This is a genomic window from Actinomadura sp. NPDC049382, from assembly GCF_040677125.1.
GTDB lineage: Bacteria > Actinomycetota > Actinomycetes > Streptosporangiales > Streptosporangiaceae > Spirillospora > Spirillospora geliboluensis.
This window is the reverse complement of record NZ_JBFARO010000006.1, coordinates 65,858-84,516: the sequence shown is the minus strand read 5'-3', so window position 1 is coordinate 84,516 and position 18,659 is coordinate 65,858. Positions and strand designations below refer to the sequence as shown.

Genomic DNA, 18,659 nt, shown 5'->3' with positions numbered 1-18,659 from the left:
CGGCGTCAGCCGAAGATGGCGTAGACGCCCTTCTGCAGGCCGTAGTCGAAACCGGAGACGATCGCGACCATGATCAGCACGAAGACCAGCGCGGCGGTCGTGTAGGTGACCAGCTCGCGCCGCGTCGGCCAGATGACCTTGCGCAGCTCGGCGATGACCTGACGGACGAACAGCGCGGGCCCGGTCCGCCGGGAAGCGGACTTCTTCTTGCCCTTGCTCTTGCCTTCGTCCTTGGCCTCGGGCTCGTCGCGCTCGTCGCGCGTCTCAGTCGCCATTTGCCGCCGTTCACCTCATAGGTCGTGATCCAACCACCGACGTGGTTGCCGCGCGGTCCCGTGCCGCGTTCCGCCACGGCGCCGCCGTGGCGCGGCCGGCACGGGTGCGCGCACCGCACCTCGCAGGGCAGGAGGGACTCGAACCCCCAACCGCCGGTTTTGGAGACCGGAGCTCTACCAATTGAGCCACTGCCCTTCATTCTCCGGCTAAGGAGAACACCCGGCCGCACGGCCGGGGTGGTGCCGCGTCCCAGCTTACGGCCTCATCGTGATGCCCGCGTGCGGACAGGCTCGTATACCGGTGACGCGTCACTTGGAGGGTGAGTCTACGTGCCGGAGCGCCCCGCGTCGAACCGATACCCGCAGATCCTTCGCGGCGCCGCGGCGGGGCGGTGGCGGGCGCCGCGGCGAAGCCCGTCCGACCGGCCCGGATATATGTCCCGGGTCACGAGGCCGCGTCTGTAACGATAGGGACATGAGCACTGACCGTCCTCGCATCTCCAAGCGCATCGCCGCGATATCCGAATCCGCCACGCTGGCCGTCGACGCCAAGGCCAAGGCGCTGAAGGCGGCGGGCCGCCCGGTCATCGGGTTCGGCGCGGGCGAGCCCGACTTCCCCACCCCGGACTACATCGTCGAGGCGGCGGTGACCGCCTGCCGGGTGCCGCGCTTCCACAAGTACACGCCGGCGGGCGGGCTGCCCGAGCTGCGCGCCGCCATCGCCGAGAAGACCGAGCGCGACTCCGGCTACAAGGTGGAGGCCAACCAGGTCCTGGTGACCAACGGCGGCAAGCAGGCGGTGTACGAGGCGTTCGCGGCGCTGCTCGACCCGGGCGACGAGGTCATCGTCCCCACCCCGTACTGGACGACCTACCCCGAGTCGATCAAGCTGGCGGGCGGCGTGCCCGTGGACGTCGTCGCCGACGAGACCACCGGCTACAAGGTGACCGTCGAGCAACTGGAGGCGGCCCGCACCGACCGCACGAAGGTGCTGCTGTTCGTGTCGCCGTCCAACCCGACCGGCGCCGTGTACTCGCGCGACGAGATCGAGGCCATCGGGCGCTGGGCCGACGAGCACGGCCTGTGGGTCGTCACCGACGAGATCTACGAGCACCTCGTGTACGGGGGCGCCGAGTTCCACTCGATGCCGGTCGTGGTGCCCGAGCTCGCCGACCGGACGCTCGTCCTGAACGGCGTGGCGAAGACGTACGCGATGACGGGCTGGCGCGTGGGCTGGCTGATCGGCCCGGCGGACGTGGTGAAGGCCGCGCAGAACCTGCAGTCGCACGCGACGTCCAACGTGGCGAACGTGTCCCAGGCCGCGGCGCTCGCCGCCGTGACCGGCGACCTGTCGGCGGTGGCGGAGATGCGCAAGGCGTTCGACCGGCGCCGCCAGACGATCGTGCGGATGCTGAACGAGATCCCCGGCGTGGTCTGCCCGGAGCCGGAGGGCGCGTTCTACGCCTACCCGTCGGTCAAGGCGCTGCTCGGCAAGCAGCTGCGCGGCAAGCGCCCGGAGACGTCGGTGGAGCTGGCGTCGCTGATCCTGGAGGAGGCCGAGGTCGCGCTGGTGCCGGGCGAGGCGTTCGGCACCCCCGGCTACTTCCGCCTCTCCTACGCCCTGGGCGACGACGACCTCACCGAAGGCGTCTCGCGGGTCGCGAAGCTGCTCTCCGAGGCGAGCTGACCGCACCGCGGAGCGGGAAAGAGAACCGGCCCCGGGCGTGCACTTCGCCCGGGGCCGGTTCTGTGCGGACGGGGCGTGCCCGGCCCCGTCCGGGATCGCCCGGCGGGCGGCTCCGCAGCGGCCCCTCAACGCCGGCGGACGCCCTGCCAGGGCAAGGGTCGGTGATTCCTACGGCCGGACGCCTTCGGCGATGCGCATGAGCCGGTCCTTGGTCGTGCCCTTGGCGGTGACGGTGACACCGACCCCGGGCCGCGCCATCCAGGAGATCTGCCGCGTCGAGTCGGGCCCGTCGCCGACCAGCGCCGGCATGCCCCGCACGGACGTGTGCCCGGGGAGGCCCGGCGTCCGCATGAGGTCGCGCGGACCGGTGAGCCCGCTGCCCGTCACGAGCGCGATCTCCACCGAGCCGGCGTCGCCGCGCCACGCGCACGTCGTGGTCTTGCGCCCGGCGTCGCCGGCGACGGCGCAGGGGCCGTCGGCGGCCAGCCCGTCCGGGATGTAGGTGATCCAGTCCGGCAGCCTGTCCACCACGCCGCCGACACCGGGCTTGTGCGGCGCCGTGTCGCCGCCGCCGGACGACGGGTGCGCCTCCGGTTTCGGCGAAGCGCCCGCCTCGGGCCTCCCCTTGGACGGCGGGGACGCGGGGAGGCCCGAAGCGGGGGGCCGTTCCGGCGGCCGGGACGCGGAGGCGGTCCCGGTGGGGCGGGCCGTCTCCGTGCTCCCGGCCGGTGTGGCCCGGAACGACTGATAGGTGGGCACGAGGGCGAGCGCCGCGACCGATGCGGCGGCGACGCCCGCGGCGGCGTGCACGCGGGCCCTGCGGCGCCGGTGCCGCCGCTTGACGTCGGCGACGAGCGACGGTGACGCGGTCGCCCCGGCCACCTGCTCGGCCATGGCCTTCCGCAGTTCACTCTCCAGGTCCATCGCTCAGCTCCCCAATGGCGCCAGGTTCGAGTCGAGGCGCTCCCGGAGCCTGGCGAGCCCCCGGGACGCCTGGCTCTTGACCGTTCCGACCGAACAGCCGAGAGCCTGTGCCGTCTCCGCCTCCGAGAGGTCCTCCCAGAAGCGCAGGACGAGCACGGCCCGCTGGCGCGGGCCGAGCCTGCGCAGCTCCTCCATGAGCGTCCCCCTCAGCTCGACGGCGTGGTTCGGTGAGGCCGCCGGGGTCTCCGGAAGCCGCGCCATGTGGATCTCGCGGAGCACCTTCCACCGCCGGGACCGGCTGATCACGAGGTTGACCAGGATCCGGCGGACGTAGGGCTCCGGATCGCTGCCCGGTTCCAGCCGCCCCCAGTGGCGGTAGGCCTTCTCCAGCGCGGTCTGCAGGATGTCCTCGGCGTCCTGCCGCGCCCCGCACATCAGTGCCGCGGTGCGCAGCAGGGCATCGCCGCGTGCCGCCACGAACTCCACGAACGACTCGTCGTCTCGACGCCCCACTGTGCTCCGTCCCGGCTAGTGCGGTTCCGGTGTTGCGATGTGCCGTGGGCGGACGGCCCCGCGCCTGGGCCGCCCGCCCCCGTCTCTTGGTGTCGGCGGGCCCGGTTCCCGGGTCCGCGCTATCGGGCCTGCCGCAGGGCGGTGGCCATGTCCGGCAGCCCGCCGGCGAGGACGGGGCTGCCGTCGAGGTACATCGAGTAGCCGTTCGGGTCGAACAGCAGCACGCCGCCGCCCTTCGGGCTCTGCCAGGCGGCGAGGCCGGCGACGGCGACCGGGGAGCCGCCCTCGGGCAGCTTCAGCGCCTTCCGCAGCTCGGCCTGGGACATGCCGGCGGGCGTCTTCAGGGTCTCGACGGTGACCCACTGGCCGGCCTTGCCGACCCACTTCTGCGTGACCGCGCAGACGTTCTGCTCGCGGAGCTCGGCCGAGCCGGGAACGGTGGAAGCGTAACGCAGGCCCTTCGTCAGCATGGCGGCCTTCTCGGCGGCGCCGCCGACCTTCACGGCGGGCTTCAGCGTGCTGCAGTCGAGCTTCGGCACGGCGGGCAGGCCGGGCTCGGCGGGGACGCGCGCGGCCGGCGGAGCCGACCGGGCGTTGGCGGGGGCGTCCTTGGTGGACGGCACGCAGGTCGGGAGGTTCGCGGGGAGCTTGCCCTTGGCGTCCGCCGGGACCTCGACGCCGGGGACCTTCGCCCCGGGCAGGTCGGTCTTCGGCAGCTCGCCCTTCGGCAGGCCGGGGGCGGGGACGCCGGTGTCGGGCAGGTTCGCGCCGTTCTGCTTCAGCTGCTGCTCGACCTGCTTGCGCTGCTGCTCCAGCTGCTTCTTCGCGCCGGTCTCGGGGATCCCGGCGGCGGGGGCGCCCGCCTTGGGCAGCTTCGCCGGGACGCAGGTCGGCAGGGTCTTCGGCGCGTCCTGCACCGTGCGCTCGACGGCGGTGGGGGCCTTGGCGTCGTGCGACTGGAGGCCCGCCTCGTGGTGGGAACCGGTCATCGCCCAGGTCGCGCCGCCGCCGACGGCGACGGTTCCGACGGCGGACGCGGCGATCAAGGCGGCCTTCAGGGTGATCATGGTGTGTGTCCCTTTCTGCCCGGGTCTTTCCAGCGGGGGGTGCTAGCGGGGGCGGGTCGCCCGTATCTCTCTGGCGCCCCTCGTATACGCACGGTGCCCGGAGGGGGTTGCACGCGATTCCAAAGTTTTTTCGGGATGCCCATGGGGCGCGATGGCCGCGCGGTGTCATGCGAGGTAGTCCGGTGTGATGATCCTGCGGGTCCGGGGTTCGGCCGGGCCGATGATCCGGCAACATTGGCTCATGGAGGCCAGTACCGTTTCACTCCGTCCGGTCCCGCGGGGCACCGCCCGTCCGGACGTGGGCCTGCTCCCGAAGGCGCACCTGCATCTGCACTTCACCGGGTCGATGCGGCATTCCACGCTGGTGGAGCTCGCCAACCTGCACGGCGTCCACCTGCCGGACGCGCTCGTCGAGGACTGGCCGCCCAAGCTGCACGCGACCGACGAGCGCGGCTGGTTCCGGTTCCAGCGCCTGTACGACATCGCGCGCTCGGTGCTGCAGACCCCCGACGACCTGCGCCGGCTGCTGCGCGAGACCGCGGAGGACGAGGCGGCCGAGGGGTCCGGCTGGCTGGAGATCCAGGTCGACCCGAGCGGCTACGCGGCACGGTTCGGCGGGCTGACCCCGACCGTGGAGCTGGTGCTGGACGCGGCGCGGGAGGCGTCGGCGGCGTCCGGCGTCGGCATCGGCGTGGTGATCGCCGCGAACCGGACCCGGCACCCGCTGGACGCCAAGACGCTGGCGCGGCTGGCCGTCCGGTACGCGGGCGAGGGCGTGGTGGGGTTCGGGCTGTCCAACGACGAGCGGCGCGGCCGGGCCTACGACTTCGAGGGCGCGTTCCGGATCGCCAAGCGCGGCGGGCTCCTGTCGGACCCGCACGGCGGTGAGCTGCTCGGCCCGGCGAGCGTCCGCGAGTGCCTGGACACGCTGGACGCCGACCGGATCGGCCACGGCGTCCGCGCCGTGGAGGACCCGCGCCTCCTGGCGTCGATCGTGGACCGGGGCGTCACGCTGGAGGTGTGCCCGGCGTCGAACGTGGGGCTCGGCGTGGCGGCGACGGCGGGCGACGTCCCGGTGCGGCGGCTGTTCGAGGCGGGCGCGTCGATCGCGCTGGGCGCCGACGACCCGCTGCTGTTCGGGTCGCGGCTGGCGCGCCAGTACGAGCTGGTCCGCACCGAGCACGGGTTCACCGACGAGGAGCTGGCGGAGCTGGCCCGGCAGTCGATCAGGGCGTCGGCGGCGCCGGACGCCCTGCGCCGCCGCCTGCTGGCGGGGGTCGACGCCTGGCTGGCGGGCTGACCGCCCAGCCGCCGGAGTCGGCGAAGGTCTCGACGCCGCGCAGGCCGTCCGCCCAGGCCGCGGTCGAGCCGGGCACGTCGTCGCCGTACGGGACGCCGAGGGCGCTGAGGACGTGCACGAGCAGCCCCGCCGACAGGATCCGGGCGATCTCCTCGGGCGGCGCGCCGGTCAGGTCGCCGACGAGCCGCCACAGCCGCGCCCAGCGGACGCGCCCGAGCCGGGCGGTGTCGGCGTCCCGGACGGCGACCGCGTAGATCTTGAGCAGCAGCCGGGGAAGCGCGGGCGCGTCCTGCGGCAGCCGCGCGCAGGCGCGCGCCGTCGCGTCGAGCGCCGCGTCGCCGCGCAGCCCGGCGGCGGCGTCCCGCAGGACGCGCTCCAGGTCGTCGAAGCAGCGCTCGGCGGCGGCGAGGAACAGCGCGTGCTTGGACGGGAAGAGCCGGAACATGTAGGGCTGCGAGACGCCGATCCGCCGGGCGATCGTCCAGGTGGACGTGCCGTCGTAGCCGCCCTCGGCGAACTCGGCGATCGCGGCCCGCACCGCGAGCTCGCGACGCTCCGCGGCGCTCATCCTCGGGCTCATACCGTCCAACGTAGTGCCGTCCCGCCCGCCGGGTCAGTCGGCGGGGGTCCACATGCCCCGGTGTTCCAGGTGGGCGGTCAGGAGGGCTCCCGCGCGGACGATGTGGGCGCGCATCTCGGCGGCGGCGTCCGGCGCGTCCCCGGCGCGGAGGGCGGTGAGGATCCGGGCGTGGTCGCGGACGGCGAGGGCGGGCCAGCCGGGGAGCCGGCCGTACAGGCCGCGCGGGGCGTACCGGGCCACCGTCCCGAGCGACCAGGCGAGCTTCGGGGAGTCGGCGGCCAGGTTGATCTCCCGGTGGAAGAGGTGGTCGTACTCCTCGACCAGGTCGGGGCGGCGGGCGGCCCGGGCGCGTTCCAGCGCGCGGTGGAGGTCGGCGAGTTCGCGGAGGGCGGCGGCGCCGATCCGCGGGGTGGCGCGCGCGGCGAGTTCGGCGGCGATGCCCGCCTGCACCCAGAACAGGTCCTGGACGTCCCGCTTCGACAGCGGCGCGACGACGAACCCGCGCCGCGGCTCCAGCACGACGAACCCTTCGCTGCGCAGCGACTTCAGCGCCTCCCTGACGGGGGTGACGCTGATGCCGAACTCCACGGCGAGGCGCTCCAGCCGCAGGTGGTCGCCGGGGCGGAGCCGGCCGTCCATGATCAGCTCGCGGATGCGGGCGGCGGCCTCGTCGCTCAGCTGCGGCCGGGTGCCGAGCGCCCGCCGGGGCGGGGGCAGGGGGGCGGGTAGGGCCACGGCGGTACTCCCGTCCGGGCCCTTCCGCGGCCGAGCCCCGCGGTGGTCGAGGGCCCTGCCCTCATGGTTCCCGCTCCCGGCCCGTTTCAGCCGGGCCGGCGGGTCAGAGGGTGACGCCGACGAGGACGGGCTCGTTGACGAGTTCGACGCCGAACGCGTCGCGGACGCCGTCGCGGACCTCGCGGGCCAGCGCGAGCAGGTCGGCGGTGCGGGCGTCGCCCGGGTTGGTGAGCGCGAGGGTGTGCTTGGTGGAGATCCGGGCCGGGCCGCGGGCGTGGCCCTTGCCGAACCCGGCGCGGTCGATGAGCCAGGCGGCGGACGTCTTGACCCGGTCGCCGGCCTCCGGGTAGCGGGGGAACACCGCGTCCGGGCCGAGCCGCTCGGCGACGCGGCGCTCCAGCTCGGCGAGCTGGCCGGGGTCGAGGATCGGGTTGGTGAAGAACGATCCGGCGCTGCGGGTGTCGGGGTCGGCCGGGTCCAGGACCATGCCCTTGCCCTGCCGCAGTTCGAGGACGGCGTGCCGGGCCTCCTTGAGGGTGACCCTGTCCCCCGGCTGGACGCCCAGCTTGCGCGCCAGTTCGGCGTAGGCGACCGGCTGGGACTCCTCGGCCTCGTGCAGCGCGTACGTCACGTCCAGCACGACGTACCGGTCGTTGCCCTTGAAGACGCTGTGCCGGTAGGTGAAGCGGCAGGCGTCGCGGTCGAGGGTGACGACGGCGCGGGCCTCCCGGTCGTAGGCGCGCACCGCGACGATGGTCTCGCTGACGTCCTGCCCGTAGGCGCCGACGTTCTGGATGGGGGTGGCGCCGACGCGCCCGGGGATGCCGGACAGGCATTCGACCCCGGCGAGGCCGTCGGAGACGCAGCGGGCGACGAACGGGTCCCAGTCCTCGCCGGCCTGGACGCGGACGAGGACGGTGTCGCCCTCGGCGGACGCGCGCTCGGTGCCGCGGGTGCCGACGTGCACGACGGTGCCGGCGAAGCCGTCGTCGGACACGACCAGGTTGCTGCCGCCGCCGAGCACGAGGAGCGGTTCGCCCTCGTCGTCGGCCTTGCGGACCGCGGCGACCAGCTCGTCCTCGGTCGTCGCCTCGACGAAGCGCCGGGCGGGGCCGCCCAGCCGCAGCGTGGTGTATCCCGCCAGGTTCACGTCTTCGGCGAACACCGCCACGTCGTCCTCCCCCTAGCCGTGCGTGCCGCGGCCCCCGCGACGGCATCGGCCGGGACGCCCCGGCCGATGCGTCACCGTCCGTCAGGCGAGCTTGACGACCGCCCGCGCGCGCGTGAGGACCTTCTGGTCGTTCGACCTGGCGGTGAGCGCCACGACGACCTTGTTGTCGTCGAGCTTCTCCTCCACCTTGCCGCTGATCTCCAGGGTCGCGCCGCCCTCGTCGGGGACGACCACCGGAGAGGAGAACCGTACCCCGTAGTCGACGACCGCACCCGGATCGCCGGCCCAGTCGGTGACGAACCGGCCGCCCTGCGCCATCGTGTACATGCCGTGCGCGATCACGTCCGGGAGGCCGACGGCCTTCGCGACGGACTCGCGCCAGTGGATCGGGTTGAAGTCCCCGGACGCGCCCGCGTACATGACGAGGTTGGCGCGGTCGACCGCGTAGCTCTGCGCGGGGATCTCGGTGCCGACCTCGACGTCGGCGTAGTTCACCTTGGCGGTCATCAGGCCCCCCGCTCCACGATCGTGTTGTAGGTCTTGCAGATCAGCTCGCCCTCGGTCGTCTTGACGTCGGTTTCGACGACCATCTTCTCGTTGTTCCCGATCGACTTGATCTCGGTGATCGTGGACGTGCAGGTCACGACGTCGCCGGCGTGCAGCGGGCGGGTGTACTCGAAGCGCTGCTCGCCGTGCACGACCATCGCGTAGTTGAGCCCGAGGTCGGGGTCGGCGAGGCCGGGGTTGCCGAGGGAGACCACGATCGGGAACGTGGGCGGCGCGATGACGTCGGGGTACCCGGCCGCCTTGGCCGCCTCCTGGTCGCGGTAGACCGGGTTACGGTCGCCGATCGCGTCCGCGAACTCGCGGATCTTCACCCGGCTGACCTCGTACGGCTCGCTGGGCGGGAAGCTCCGCCCGATGAAATCGCGGTTCAGTGCCATGCAATCCGTCCCTCCAGGTCGAACGGGCCGCGCTGCCCGGGCGCCCGCCTGTTCCGTCTTCGCGTCGGACGGTAACAGAATGACGTTCAGCCCGCCCCCGCCGGGTCTCACTGGCGGGGACGGGCTGATCGATGTCAGGGCAAGCGCGCGAAGAAGGCGCCGTTCTCAGCCGGCCGTGCGGCGCTCGGCTACCGGGTCTCCCGGTGCGGGCGGTGGCAGCGGCAGTTGGGGCAGTACTTCTTCAGCTCAAGGCGGTCCGGGTCGTTGCGCCGGTTCTTCCGCGTGATGTAGTTGCGGTGCTTGCACTCCTGGCAGGCCAGCGTGATCTTCGGCCGGACGTCGGTGGCAGCCACGATGGAGTGCCTTTCTGGGTAAGGGACATGGATCTACGGACCTCGGCCGCCCGGGCGGGCGGCCGGCGATTCGACCCAGCCTGCTCACCTCCCGGAGGAGGTGAGAGACATGGGTAGTAGCGAGGGCCGGACTTGAACCGGCGACACAGCGATTATGAGCCGCTTGCTCTGCCTGACTGAGCTACCCCGCCGTGATGGTCGGTGTGGACCGGATTGCAAGGATACCGGATGCTCACCGAACCCTGGAAACGCGAAAACCCGGATCGAGATCGGGGCTTCGGTTTCGCGGGTTCCGCTGGACCGCCTCCCAGAATACCGGGTGCTCCGGTGGGCTGCGAAACGTCCTGCTGGAACCGGTGGGACGGTACCACAGCGCCTGGTAAGGAGCGAATCAGCGCGTTCCGCCTCCGGGGCGGCGGCCTGCTGCTTCGCGGCGCCGCTTCGCGGCGGAACCCCGCCTCGCCGGTGGAGACGACGAAGGCCGCCGTCCGATGAGATCGGATGGCGGCCGGGATGCCGTGAGCCCCTTTACGGAATCGAACCGTAGACCTTCTCCTTACCATGGAGACGCTCTGCCGACTGAGCTAAAGGGGCTTGCGTCGTTCGCGCAGTGAAACCATACACGGCCTGAGCGCGTGGTGCGAACCGGATTGCCCGGCCGGCGTCCGCGCTGGTCAGCGGGGCGGGCGCCGTCAGCGCGGCGCGCCGGGTCCGCCCGGCGGGCGCCGTCGCGGCGCGGCGGGCCGCGTCAGCGCAGCAGGCCGCGGGCGATGACGAGCTGCTGGATCTGGCTCGTCCCCTCGTAGATCCGGAACAGCCGGACGTCGCGGTAGAAGCGCTCGACGGCCACGCCGCGCATGTAGCCCATGCCGCCGTAGACCTGCACGGCGCGGTCGGCGACGCGTCCGACCATCTCCGAGCAGAAGTACTTGGCGCAGGACGGCCCGAGCTTGGTGTCCTCACCGGCGTCGTAGGCGCGGGCGGCCTCCAGCACCATGGAGCGTCCGGCGTACAGCTCGGTCTGGGAATCGGCGATGAGCCCTTGGACGAGCTGGTATTCGCCGATCGTCTTACCGCCCTGGCTGCGTTCCTTTGCGTAGGCGACGGTCTCGTCCAGGATTCTCTGGGCGAGTCCGACGCAGACGGCGGCGATGCTGAGCCGCCCATGGGCGAGGGACGCCATCGCGGTGCGGAAGCCCGTTCCCTCCGTCCCGACCATGGCTTCGGCGGGCACGCGCACGTTGTCGAAGAAGACCTCGGCCGTGTGCGCGCCGCGCTGGCCCATCTTCTCGTCGGACGGGCCGACGCTCAGGCCGTCCGCGCCCTTCTCGACGAGGAACGTGGAGATGCCCCGCGAGCCGGCGCCGCCCGTCCTGGCGAAGACCATGAAGACGTCGGCCTCGGGGGCGTTGGTGATGAACCGCTTCGCGCCGTTGATGACGTAGCCGCCGTCGCCGTCGGGGGCGGCGGTCGTGGCGAGCGTGCTGGGGTCGGAGCCGGCCTCGGCCTCGGTGAGCGCGAACGCGCCGACGACCTCGCCGGACGCGAGCTTGGGGAGCCACGCGTCCTTCTGCGCCTCGGTTCCGGAGTTCACCAGGACCTGCCCGGCGATGCCGTTGCTGGTGCCGAACATGGAGCGGAACGCCGGGCTGGCGTAGCCGATCTCGAAAACGAGCCGGACCTCCTCGCTCAGCGACAGGCCGAGGCCGCCGTACTGCTCGGGCAGCGCGTACCCGAACAGCCCCATGTCCTGCGACGTGCGGCGCAGCGCCGCCGGGATCGCGTCGGTCTCCTCGATCTCGTCCTCGCGCGGGACGACCTGCTCGCGGACGAAGCTGCGGACGGCCTTGAGCACGTCGTCGAAATCCTGTGGCTCCATGGCCTCATTCTAGAATCAGATTCCAAGATGGGGGCGGTTCCGGCCGATTCCCGTGCGCCCCGCCCGCTGTGCGAAGGTGATCAACCATGCCGCTACAGCACGCCGTCGAGGAGGCCGTCCGGGCGGCCATCGCCGAGGACCGCTCCTTCGGCGACCTCCTGCCCTCCCTCATGGACGCGTCCCGGACCGCGTCCCCCGCCGAGATGACCGCCGCGCTGCCCCGCCTCGCCGAGGGCATCGCGCAGGCCCCGCCGAACCTCGGCGGCTGGCTCGCCGTGATCTCCGGCGCCTGGATCGAGAACGGCGCCGACCCCGCGCCCGTCGGGCCCGCGCTCGTCCAGCGGATCACCGAGGTCACCGCCGCCGCGCTGGCGTTCGGCAACGCCTGGACCGAGGCCACCGGCGGCGAGCCGCCGCCCGACATGCAGGAGGAGCAGCCGTCCCAGCGGGCGGTCGACACGGTCGGACCCGTCCTCGGCGACGGCGCGGTCGTCACGATGATGGCGTGGTTCGCGCTGCCGCAGTACGCGATGGCGGGCTGCACCCTCCTGCAGATGGCACCGGGCCTGCGGGCGTCCCTCGGCGACCGCGACCTCCACCTCCGCGCCGCCGGGGAGGCGTCCCGGCACCTCGGGCAGATGGAGCACTACCAGGCGCTGCTGCGCGTCCTGGACGGCGAGCGCCTCCTCGTCCTCGACCGGGCGAGCCGCCAGGGCTGGACGGTCACGATCGGCGGCATCGGCGACAACTTCCAGCTGCACATGCTGCTCGGCGGGGCCCTCATCGGGCGTCCCGGCGGGCTGACCGGCGAGCGGCCCGCGCCGGAGATCCTCGCGTGCTTCCTGAACGCCGACGCCCCGCCCGGACCGCCGATCGTGTCCAGCCCGTGGAACCTCGTCGACGCGCACGGCGAATGGATCTGGAACGAGGGCGTGCCCGCCGACATCCCCGCCGTCAACGGCACCCGCGTCGTCGTGATCGACCCGCCGTCCTACAACCGGACGTTCCCCGCCGGGCGGCGCTTCCCGCTGATGCCGGCCACGCTCCGCGTCGACGGGATGCACCTGCCGGAGGACCTCGGCGCCTGGTGGCCGAACATCAAGCCGGCGACGCGCTGACCGCTAGAAGCGCACCAGGACGGCGGTGGCGTCGTCGTACCGCTTGCCCCTGGGCTTCGTGCCCGCCGCCTCCGCGGCCCTGGTGCGCCGGACGAGCTCCCTCGGCCCCTCCTCGTCCAGCAGTTGGAGCAGCTCGTCCCACCCCATCAGGCCGAACCGCTCGACCAGCCGGGACGCGCCATCGCTCAGCACCGCCGCCCGCCGCAGACCGTCCACCGGCACCTCGCCGGTCAGCCCCTCGTACGCGGCCTCGGGCTTGGTGCTCGCCACCCAGAACCCGCCGGGGCTGTTGCGCGACCTGCGCACGCCTTCGAGGGTGTAGCTCGGCAGATGGTCGACCCGGTCGTCCCGGAAGACCATGATCTCGCCGACGTCCACCACGATCGGGGAGTCCGCGAGGACGAACCACTCCACGGCCGCGCCGCGGCGGCGCAGCAGCGACACCGTCGCCGACGGGCTGTCCGGGTTCTGCAGGTCGCACGTCCCCGTGTGCGCCTCCCCCGTCACCTTGATCGCCTCCGCGACCAGGTCGGGCAGCGGCTTGCCGTCCTCCAGCGCCAGCAGCGCCGCGATCCCGCCGCCCAGCCGGCGCACCAGCCACGCCGGGTCGTGCCGGCACCCGCTGTCCACCCCCTGCGGCGCCGTCGCCCCGTCCAGCAGCACCACCCAGCCGGGCCCGGCCGCCACGAAATCCTCGTTCGGCCGCCCGGGCGTCGCCTCACTCACATAACTCACCTGCACGAATGCAGGTCTACCCGGTGAAGCGGCCGGCCGGGGACCGGTAGACCAAACCCGCAACCCCGGCCCGCGGCCCCGCCGCTCTCCGGTATCGGACGGGCGCGCGCGCCGCCGGCTGACATGGTCCACCGGACGCCCCACGTTTCGGACACCATTGCGGACCATTCACGCAGGTCAGCCACCTGGGGAGAGCGTTTTTCGGTCGCGAAGAAGGCCACTTCCGGTCACCGATTCGTGTATCCACGCCGTCCCGCAGCCGTGCCGGAGCCGTCCCGCCGAACAAAGCAGACATCTCAGACATGCTGACGTTTACCCAGCTCACCGTCGTGATCACGACGACCGCGCGGCCCTGATGGTCCACACGCGATGGGCCGGTCACAGCGCTCCAGGAGAACCAGCCGCCTCCACCGTCCCATGCCTCTCATCTGCGGCTTTACCCGTCCAACATCCCAAATGTTCACCGCGAGGCATTACGGTTCCACCCGTCGCCGCCGCGCGCGGTGACGTCATCGGGGTCCAAGGGGCGAGGAGCGGGGTCTGTGGAACGTCATGGTCGGCGCGCGCGTGCGCTGACGGCCCTCGCCATCGGGCTGACGGGCCTGGTCACGGCCACCTTCCTCGCCGTCCAGGCGTTCCAGGGCCACACGGCGACGGCCGCGCCGCCCATGCCGGCGCCCGACGCGTCCACCGCACCCGGCACGGCCGTCCCCACCACGACCCCCGCCCTGCCCCGCTCGGCACCGCTCCGCCTCGAAGTGCCGCGGATCGACGTCCGCACACCGCTGATGACCCTCGCCAAGAACGCCGACCAGACCGTCGAAACCCCGCCGCTGAGCCGCGCCCAAGTGGCCGGCTGGTACCGGCTCGGCCCCGCGCCCGGGAGCCGCGGCGCCGCGGTGCTCATCGGCCATGTCGACACGGCCACCGGCCCCGCCGTCTTCTACCGGCTCGGCGACCTGCGGCCCGGCGACACAGCCCGGGTGCTGCGCGAAGACGGCCGCACCGCCGTGTTCCGGATCGACTCCGTCGAGCGCGTCGGCAAGGACGACTTCCCCACCCAGCGGGTCTACGGCGACCCCGGCTACGCGGCGATCCGCCTGATCACCTGCGGTGGACGGTTCGACCGGGGCAGCGGCCACTACGTCGACAACGTCATCGCCTACGGCCACCTCCTGCGTTCCGAGGCGGCGCGCTGACATGCCCGCGACCTTCGACCCCGCGGCCTTCACCGGCTCCGACTGCAACACCACCATCCCCGACCGCGCCGGACGCCACCGGCTGCCCCGCCACGGAACCGTCCGACCGCCCACCACGCCCCGGCGGCTCCTGGGCTCCCCGCTGGAAACCCTGCCCGACCGCGTGGCGCCCCCGATCGTCCCGCCGCTGCGCACCACCACTGCCCCGCCACGCCACCGCCCCGCGGCCCCACCACCGGCACCGCCCGTCCAGCAACCCCGTAAGCCCCGCTCGACCCCCACCGGCAAGGACGGCAAACGCGACCTACCGCGCATCCCCGCAGCGGCGATGCGCGTGACAGTGCTGATCCCGGCGCACAACGAGGCCAAGCAGATCACCGAGACGATCGCGTCGCTGCGCCGCCAGGAACGCCCACCGGACCACATCATCGTGATCGCCGACAACTGCACCGACGCCACCGCCGCGTTCGCGCAACTCTGCGGCGTCGAGATCGTCGGCACGCGCGGCAACAAGCACAAGAAGGCCGGCGCGCTGAACCAGGTCCTGGACCAGCTGCTCCCGATCTTCGGCCCGGAAGACGCCATCATGGTCATGGACGCCGACTCGGCCCTCGACCCCGGCTTCATCCGGCACGGCATCGACTACCTGGCCGACGGCCGCTACGCCGCCGTCGGCGGCACGTTCACCGGCAAGCCCGGCGGCGGCGCGGTCGGCATGTTCCAGCGCAACGAGTACGCCCGGTACGCGCGCGACGTCCGACGCCTCCAGGGCAAGGCCCTCGTCCTGACCGGCACCGCGACCATCTTCCGCGCCACGACCCTCCAGGAAGTGGTCGCGGCGCGCCGCTCCGAACGCCTCCCCGGCCTGCCCCACGTCTACGACGTCCGGGTCCTGACCGAGGACAACGAGCTGACCCTGGCGATCCTCCACCTGGGCTTCCGCATCCTGTGCCCGCCGGAATGCACCCTCACCACCGAGGTCATGCCCACCTGGCGCGAACTGGCCCAGCAGCGCCTCCGCTGGAAGCGCGGCGCCCTGGAGAACCTCCTCGACTACGGCTGGACGCCCATCACCCGCCCGTACTGGGGGCGCCAACTCCTCTCCCTGATCGGCATCCTGGTGATCACCGCCTACCTCTCCTCGCTCGCCTACTCGGCGATCTGGCTGGGCGGCATCCAGATCAGCCCGATCTGGGCCGGCGTCACCGTGATCTTCATGGTGGAGCGCGTGGTCACCGTCCGGCAGCGCGGCAAGGTCCAGATGGCCCTCGCCAGCACCATCGTCGTCGAAATGATCTTCGACGTCTTCCTCCAGATCGTCCAGGCCCGTGCCTTCTGGCAGGCCGCCTGGCGCAAAGAAAGGAAATGGTAGATGTACAACACACCCCCCATCGGCGGCGTGGCCGCGGGTTTCGGCGGGGCCGCCGCGGCCTCCCCGTGGCTCGGCGTGCAGGCCCTCTGGATCGGCCTGGCCCTGTTCACCCTGGTCTCCGCCGGCCTCGCCGTGAAGCGGATCCTCCCCGCCCGCAAGGGCTGACCCCTGGAAGGCCGGGGCCCCGCCCCCCGGCCTTCCCTCGACCAACTAGATTCCCGCCGTGAACGGGATCACGGGCACCATCCTCAGCGCCTGCGGCATGTTCGCCGGCACGAACGTGGACGACCTGATCGTCCTGACGATCCTCTTTCCGGCCGCCCACGCGACCGGCCGCCCATGGCACATCTGGGCAGGCCAGTACATAGGCATCGCGGCCCTTATCCTCATCTCGGTAACAGCGGCACTCGGCCTGACGATCGTCCCCGACGACCACGTCAACCTCCTGGGCCTGATTCCCATGGCCCTGGGCATCCGAGCCCTGATCATGGCCTTCCGCTCCACTTCGGACGCCGCACCCCCAATGGCCTCAGGCCCGATCTCCATCGCCGCCCTGACAATCGCCAACGGCGCCGACAACATCGCGGTCTACACCCCGGTCTTCCGCACCATCGGCCCCACCTCCACCCTCATAACCATCACCGTCTTCGCCCTGGGCGTGGCCCTATGGTGCTGGACGGCCTCCCGCCTCGCCTCCCACAAAAAACTGATCGCCCTGATCGACCGCTACGGCCACTGGCTGGTCCCCGCCGTCTTCATCACCATCGGCGCTTTGATCCTCGCCAGCACCCTCTAGCCACACCGAAGCTCAACGCTTGCGCAAACCTCTGCCCAGGCTCCGACTGATCCCGCCCCTCTACTCGCCGGCAAGAGGATGACCAGTCACCTCCAACTCGCGCTGAACCACCCGCCAACCTGCCCCCCGCCTGGACGTACTTGGCTTCTACCGGGTGGCATGATCGGTGTCGTGTTGGTCATCCAACGGGTTCGCATCGTCTGGACCGCACGGGGCAGAGGCGCGCTGAGGCGACCGTACGCGGCCGACTCCCCAAGGCATTCCCGCTTCCCGACAGTGACGGCAGCGGGGAAGTACTTGTGCACGAGGTCTGGATGGAAGAGGCCGATGGGTACGTCCCGTCCGAAGAACTCCACACCCACAGCAATCTCTCTGGAGTGGACTGGCTCAGCCTGAAACGCGAACCGAGCGGCGCGATACGAATTGAGCGCAGTCCGGTTTGGGCCTCCTACCCTGTGACCAGACGGATGCTCCACCTGGGAACCCTCTCTCCTGGCCAAAGCGCGCGGTACCGGGCCAACTTCCGGCTCTCTGGCTATTCAATGACCTGGACCTATTACGACTGGACAGTCAGCATTGCCCACGAAGCGCCTCAGAGCACGATGTTCCTCAATCGCCGACACAACTTCGAACGCGACGACAGGGTCTCCCTCTACGGCAAGCCTGCCCGCCGGTGAACTTCTGCCCCTAGCAGGATCAGAGCCGTCCAAGCCCGCCCCCACAAGTCCCCTGACCAGTTCCGCGATGCCGACAAGGGCCAGGAAGTGCTCGGCCTTGCGCTCATAGCGGCGGTGCAGCCGACGACAGCGGTTCATCCACGACACCGTGCACTCGACCACCTACCGGTGCCGACCGAGCATGTCTTGGGTGTTGGCCGCTGAGACTCCGACGAAGATGGGCAAACCGGCACGGGCGGTGAGCACGTGGATCTCCGACCCGGGCTTGCCGCAGTCGACACACTTCGGGCCTGTCAGTTGTCCCTCTGCCAGCGCGGCCGCTGACCTAGTCGATCGCGCACCGCGACCAGTCCAACTCACCGGCCACGCCGAATTCGTCCGCCAGGACCCGGTGCAACTTGGGCCCGCACCCGCGCCGCGCTCCACTCGGCGAACCCGCAGCGCACCGTCTGCCACGACGGCGCGGAAGAGACGACCCGCTGGAACAACTCCCACAACTCGTCCGGCACCAGCCGTTCCTCAAGGCTCAGCGCGCCTGGCCAACAATTCATCACCAATCAAGACACGACCTTAGAAGCTGCCCAAATCACCACATAGGAGACATTCTCAGTTCAATTGGAGCACCAAAGACGCAGCCGTTGCCCCACATGATCCGCTTTGCAGATCCGAGAACATCCTTGCCGGACGTTTCGCAATGCCCGCCGATCACTATTCCCATTATTTGCAACCAGAGTTGCATGTGCCGTGTCCTATCAGGGCAGCGTGATCAAGAAAAGCGATGCCGGACACGTCCGGCAAACGCGGAGAGATCACTTGTTCGAAGGAGAACGGATGAGGAGAAGTGCGCGTACCGGATTGGCGGTCGCGGTGGCCGGGGCGGCGGGCGGCCTGACCATGCTGGGCGGCGCTACCGCCGCCCAGGCGGCGATCACCGCCACATCGCCAGAAGGGCCGCCCGCCGCCGGCGACATCTGCCGTTACGAGGTCACCGCGCGGCACGGGCTCAGGGTTCACGAGACGCCGCGAGGCAAGGTGATCCCCCCGGCACTGAAGTTCCGCACGCGCGTCGACGCGGACTGCAAGGCGAGCCACGGCGGCTGGGTCGAACTGCACGGAGGTGTGCCGGTGTCCCAGCGCCATGGCTGGGTCTTCGCGAAGTACCTGAAGCGGATCAAGCCCGCTGGCGGAGTCTCCGCCGGCGGCGGCGGCACTTCCGTGGCGGCGAACTCGGCACTGGGCGGTGTCGGCATCGGCGTGCTCGCCCTCGGCGCGGGCGCCGCGATCTCCGCGCGACGCCGCCAGGTGAAGAACGTCGCCTGAGCTGCGGAGCGAAC

General features: G+C 71.7%; 21 protein-coding genes, 3 tRNA genes and 1 pseudogene. 9 read left to right on the top strand and 16 right to left on the bottom strand.

The features are described 5' to 3' along the window. Positions 1–5: 5 nt before the first annotated feature. Positions 6–275: a preprotein translocase subunit SecE gene (secE, locus tag AB0K34_RS06205; protein WP_301173948.1), complete on the bottom strand. Its 270-nt coding sequence runs from the start codon at positions 273–275 to the stop codon at positions 6–8. 123 nt (positions 276–398) lie between these two features. Next, positions 399–471 (bottom strand) — tRNA-Trp (locus tag AB0K34_RS06200). Between the two features lie 279 nt (positions 472–750). Between AB0K34_RS06200 and AB0K34_RS06195 the strand changes: the two genes are divergently transcribed. Next, positions 751–1,962, top strand: coding sequence for a pyridoxal phosphate-dependent aminotransferase (locus tag AB0K34_RS06195; protein WP_138636779.1), 1,212 nt, complete (start codon positions 751–753; stop codon positions 1,960–1,962). A 168-nt stretch (positions 1,963–2,130) separates the two neighbouring features. On the opposite strand, the gene AB0K34_RS06190 is transcribed toward AB0K34_RS06195, so the two are convergent. The 3 genes from AB0K34_RS06190 to AB0K34_RS06180 all read right to left on the bottom strand — a co-directional run bounded on the left by AB0K34_RS06190 (position 2,131) and on the right by AB0K34_RS06180 (position 4,466). After that, complete coding sequence (locus AB0K34_RS06190) at positions 2,131–2,886, bottom strand: hypothetical protein (protein ID WP_364546047.1); 756 nt, start codon at positions 2,884–2,886, stop codon at positions 2,131–2,133. A 3-nt stretch (positions 2,887–2,889) separates the two neighbouring features. Next, a complete protein-coding gene (locus AB0K34_RS06185; RefSeq protein WP_138636777.1) occupies positions 2,890–3,399 on the bottom strand; it encodes a SigE family RNA polymerase sigma factor in 510 nt (169 codons plus the stop codon). A gap of 119 nt (positions 3,400–3,518) precedes the next feature. Then, complete coding sequence (locus AB0K34_RS06180; protein ID WP_364546044.1) at positions 3,519–4,466, bottom strand: hypothetical protein; 948 nt, start codon at positions 4,464–4,466, stop codon at positions 3,519–3,521. Positions 4,467–4,812: 346 nt separating this feature from the next. On the opposite strand from AB0K34_RS06180, the gene AB0K34_RS06175 reads away from it, so the two are divergent. Beyond that, positions 4,813–5,766 (top strand): adenosine deaminase, encoded by a 954-nt coding sequence (locus AB0K34_RS06175; protein WP_240807628.1) that lies wholly within the window; start codon positions 4,813–4,815, stop codon positions 5,764–5,766. Here AB0K34_RS06175 and AB0K34_RS06170 read toward each other — a convergent pair. The 9 genes from AB0K34_RS06170 to AB0K34_RS06130 all read right to left on the bottom strand — a co-directional run bounded on the left by AB0K34_RS06170 (position 5,693) and on the right by AB0K34_RS06130 (position 11,428). Next, positions 5,693–6,346 carry a TetR/AcrR family transcriptional regulator gene (locus AB0K34_RS06170; RefSeq protein WP_364546041.1) on the bottom strand — a complete coding sequence of 218 codons (654 nt, stop codon included), beginning with the start codon at positions 6,344–6,346 and terminating at the stop codon, positions 5,693–5,695. The two genes, AB0K34_RS06175 and AB0K34_RS06170, sit on opposite strands and share 74 nt — an antisense overlap. A gap of 33 nt (positions 6,347–6,379) precedes the next feature. Then, positions 6,380–7,081 carry a GntR family transcriptional regulator gene (locus AB0K34_RS06165; protein ID WP_364546038.1) on the bottom strand — a complete coding sequence of 234 codons (702 nt, stop codon included), beginning with the start codon at positions 7,079–7,081 and terminating at the stop codon, positions 6,380–6,382. A gap of 103 nt (positions 7,082–7,184) precedes the next feature. Further along, positions 7,185–8,252 carry a UDP-N-acetylmuramate dehydrogenase gene (locus AB0K34_RS06160; protein ID WP_364546035.1) on the bottom strand — a complete coding sequence of 356 codons (1,068 nt, stop codon included), beginning with the start codon at positions 8,250–8,252 and terminating at the stop codon, positions 7,185–7,187. A gap of 81 nt (positions 8,253–8,333) precedes the next feature. Beyond that, positions 8,334–8,759, bottom strand: a complete 426-nt coding sequence (locus AB0K34_RS06155) for a MaoC family dehydratase (RefSeq protein ID WP_089324513.1) — start codon at positions 8,757–8,759, stop codon at positions 8,334–8,336. Continuing rightward, positions 8,759–9,196 (bottom strand): MaoC family dehydratase N-terminal domain-containing protein, encoded by a 438-nt coding sequence (locus AB0K34_RS06150; protein WP_138640885.1) that lies wholly within the window; start codon positions 9,194–9,196, stop codon positions 8,759–8,761. The genes AB0K34_RS06155 and AB0K34_RS06150 overlap by 1 nt, the downstream gene beginning before the upstream one ends. Positions 9,197–9,384: 188 nt before the next feature. Next, positions 9,385–9,549: a 50S ribosomal protein L33 gene (gene rpmG / locus AB0K34_RS06145; RefSeq protein WP_089324515.1), complete on the bottom strand. Its 165-nt coding sequence runs from the start codon at positions 9,547–9,549 to the stop codon at positions 9,385–9,387. A 117-nt stretch (positions 9,550–9,666) separates the two neighbouring features. Then, positions 9,667–9,740: transfer RNA gene (locus tag AB0K34_RS06140), tRNA-Met, on the bottom strand. Between the two features lie 330 nt (positions 9,741–10,070). Then, positions 10,071–10,143 (bottom strand) — tRNA-Thr (locus AB0K34_RS06135). 154 nt (positions 10,144–10,297) lie between these two features. Then, positions 10,298–11,428 carry an acyl-CoA dehydrogenase family protein gene (locus AB0K34_RS06130; protein WP_364546031.1) on the bottom strand — a complete coding sequence of 377 codons (1,131 nt, stop codon included), beginning with the start codon at positions 11,426–11,428 and terminating at the stop codon, positions 10,298–10,300. Between the two features lie 86 nt (positions 11,429–11,514). Here AB0K34_RS06130 and AB0K34_RS06125 point away from each other — a divergent pair, with 86 nt between their 5' ends. Then, positions 11,515–12,546: a hypothetical protein gene (locus tag AB0K34_RS06125; protein WP_301173957.1), complete on the top strand. Its 1,032-nt coding sequence runs from the start codon at positions 11,515–11,517 to the stop codon at positions 12,544–12,546. 3 nt (positions 12,547–12,549) lie between these two features. Here the strand turns inward: AB0K34_RS06125 and AB0K34_RS06120 are convergent, their stop codons facing one another. After that, positions 12,550–13,272, bottom strand: a complete 723-nt coding sequence (locus AB0K34_RS06120; protein ID WP_364546027.1) for a hypothetical protein — start codon at positions 13,270–13,272, stop codon at positions 12,550–12,552. A gap of 551 nt (positions 13,273–13,823) precedes the next feature. Here AB0K34_RS06120 and AB0K34_RS06115 point away from each other — a divergent pair. The 5 genes from AB0K34_RS06115 to AB0K34_RS06095 all read left to right on the top strand — a co-directional run bounded on the left by AB0K34_RS06115 (position 13,824) and on the right by AB0K34_RS06095 (position 17,325). Next, the gene (locus tag AB0K34_RS06115; protein WP_301173959.1) at positions 13,824–14,480 is read left to right on the top strand and encodes a class F sortase; all 657 of its coding nucleotides are present in this window, start codon (positions 13,824–13,826) and stop codon (positions 14,478–14,480) included. A 1-nt stretch (position 14,481) separates the two neighbouring features. After that, positions 14,482–15,852 (top strand): glycosyltransferase family 2 protein, encoded by a 1,371-nt coding sequence (locus AB0K34_RS06110; RefSeq protein ID WP_364546024.1) that lies wholly within the window; start codon positions 14,482–14,484, stop codon positions 15,850–15,852. Then, positions 15,853–16,017 carry a hypothetical protein gene (locus tag AB0K34_RS06105; protein ID WP_301173961.1) on the top strand — a complete coding sequence of 55 codons (165 nt, stop codon included), beginning with the start codon at positions 15,853–15,855 and terminating at the stop codon, positions 16,015–16,017. Between the two features lie 58 nt (positions 16,018–16,075). Beyond that, positions 16,076–16,648: a cadmium resistance transporter gene (locus AB0K34_RS06100; RefSeq protein ID WP_301173962.1), complete on the top strand. Its 573-nt coding sequence runs from the start codon at positions 16,076–16,078 to the stop codon at positions 16,646–16,648. Between the two features lie 314 nt (positions 16,649–16,962). Then, positions 16,963–17,325: a hypothetical protein gene (locus AB0K34_RS06095; RefSeq protein WP_364546215.1), complete on the top strand. Its 363-nt coding sequence runs from the start codon at positions 16,963–16,965 to the stop codon at positions 17,323–17,325. A 78-nt stretch (positions 17,326–17,403) separates the two neighbouring features. On the opposite strand, the pseudogene AB0K34_RS06090 reads toward AB0K34_RS06095, so the two are convergent. After that, a pseudogene (locus AB0K34_RS06090) lies at positions 17,404–17,876 on the bottom strand (hypothetical protein); the annotation flags it as partial. 193 nt (positions 17,877–18,069) lie between these two features. Between AB0K34_RS06090 and AB0K34_RS06085 the strand changes: the two are divergent. Then, positions 18,070–18,645: a hypothetical protein gene (locus AB0K34_RS06085; RefSeq protein ID WP_364546021.1), complete on the top strand. Its 576-nt coding sequence runs from the start codon at positions 18,070–18,072 to the stop codon at positions 18,643–18,645. The last annotated feature ends 14 nt before the right edge of the window (positions 18,646–18,659 follow it).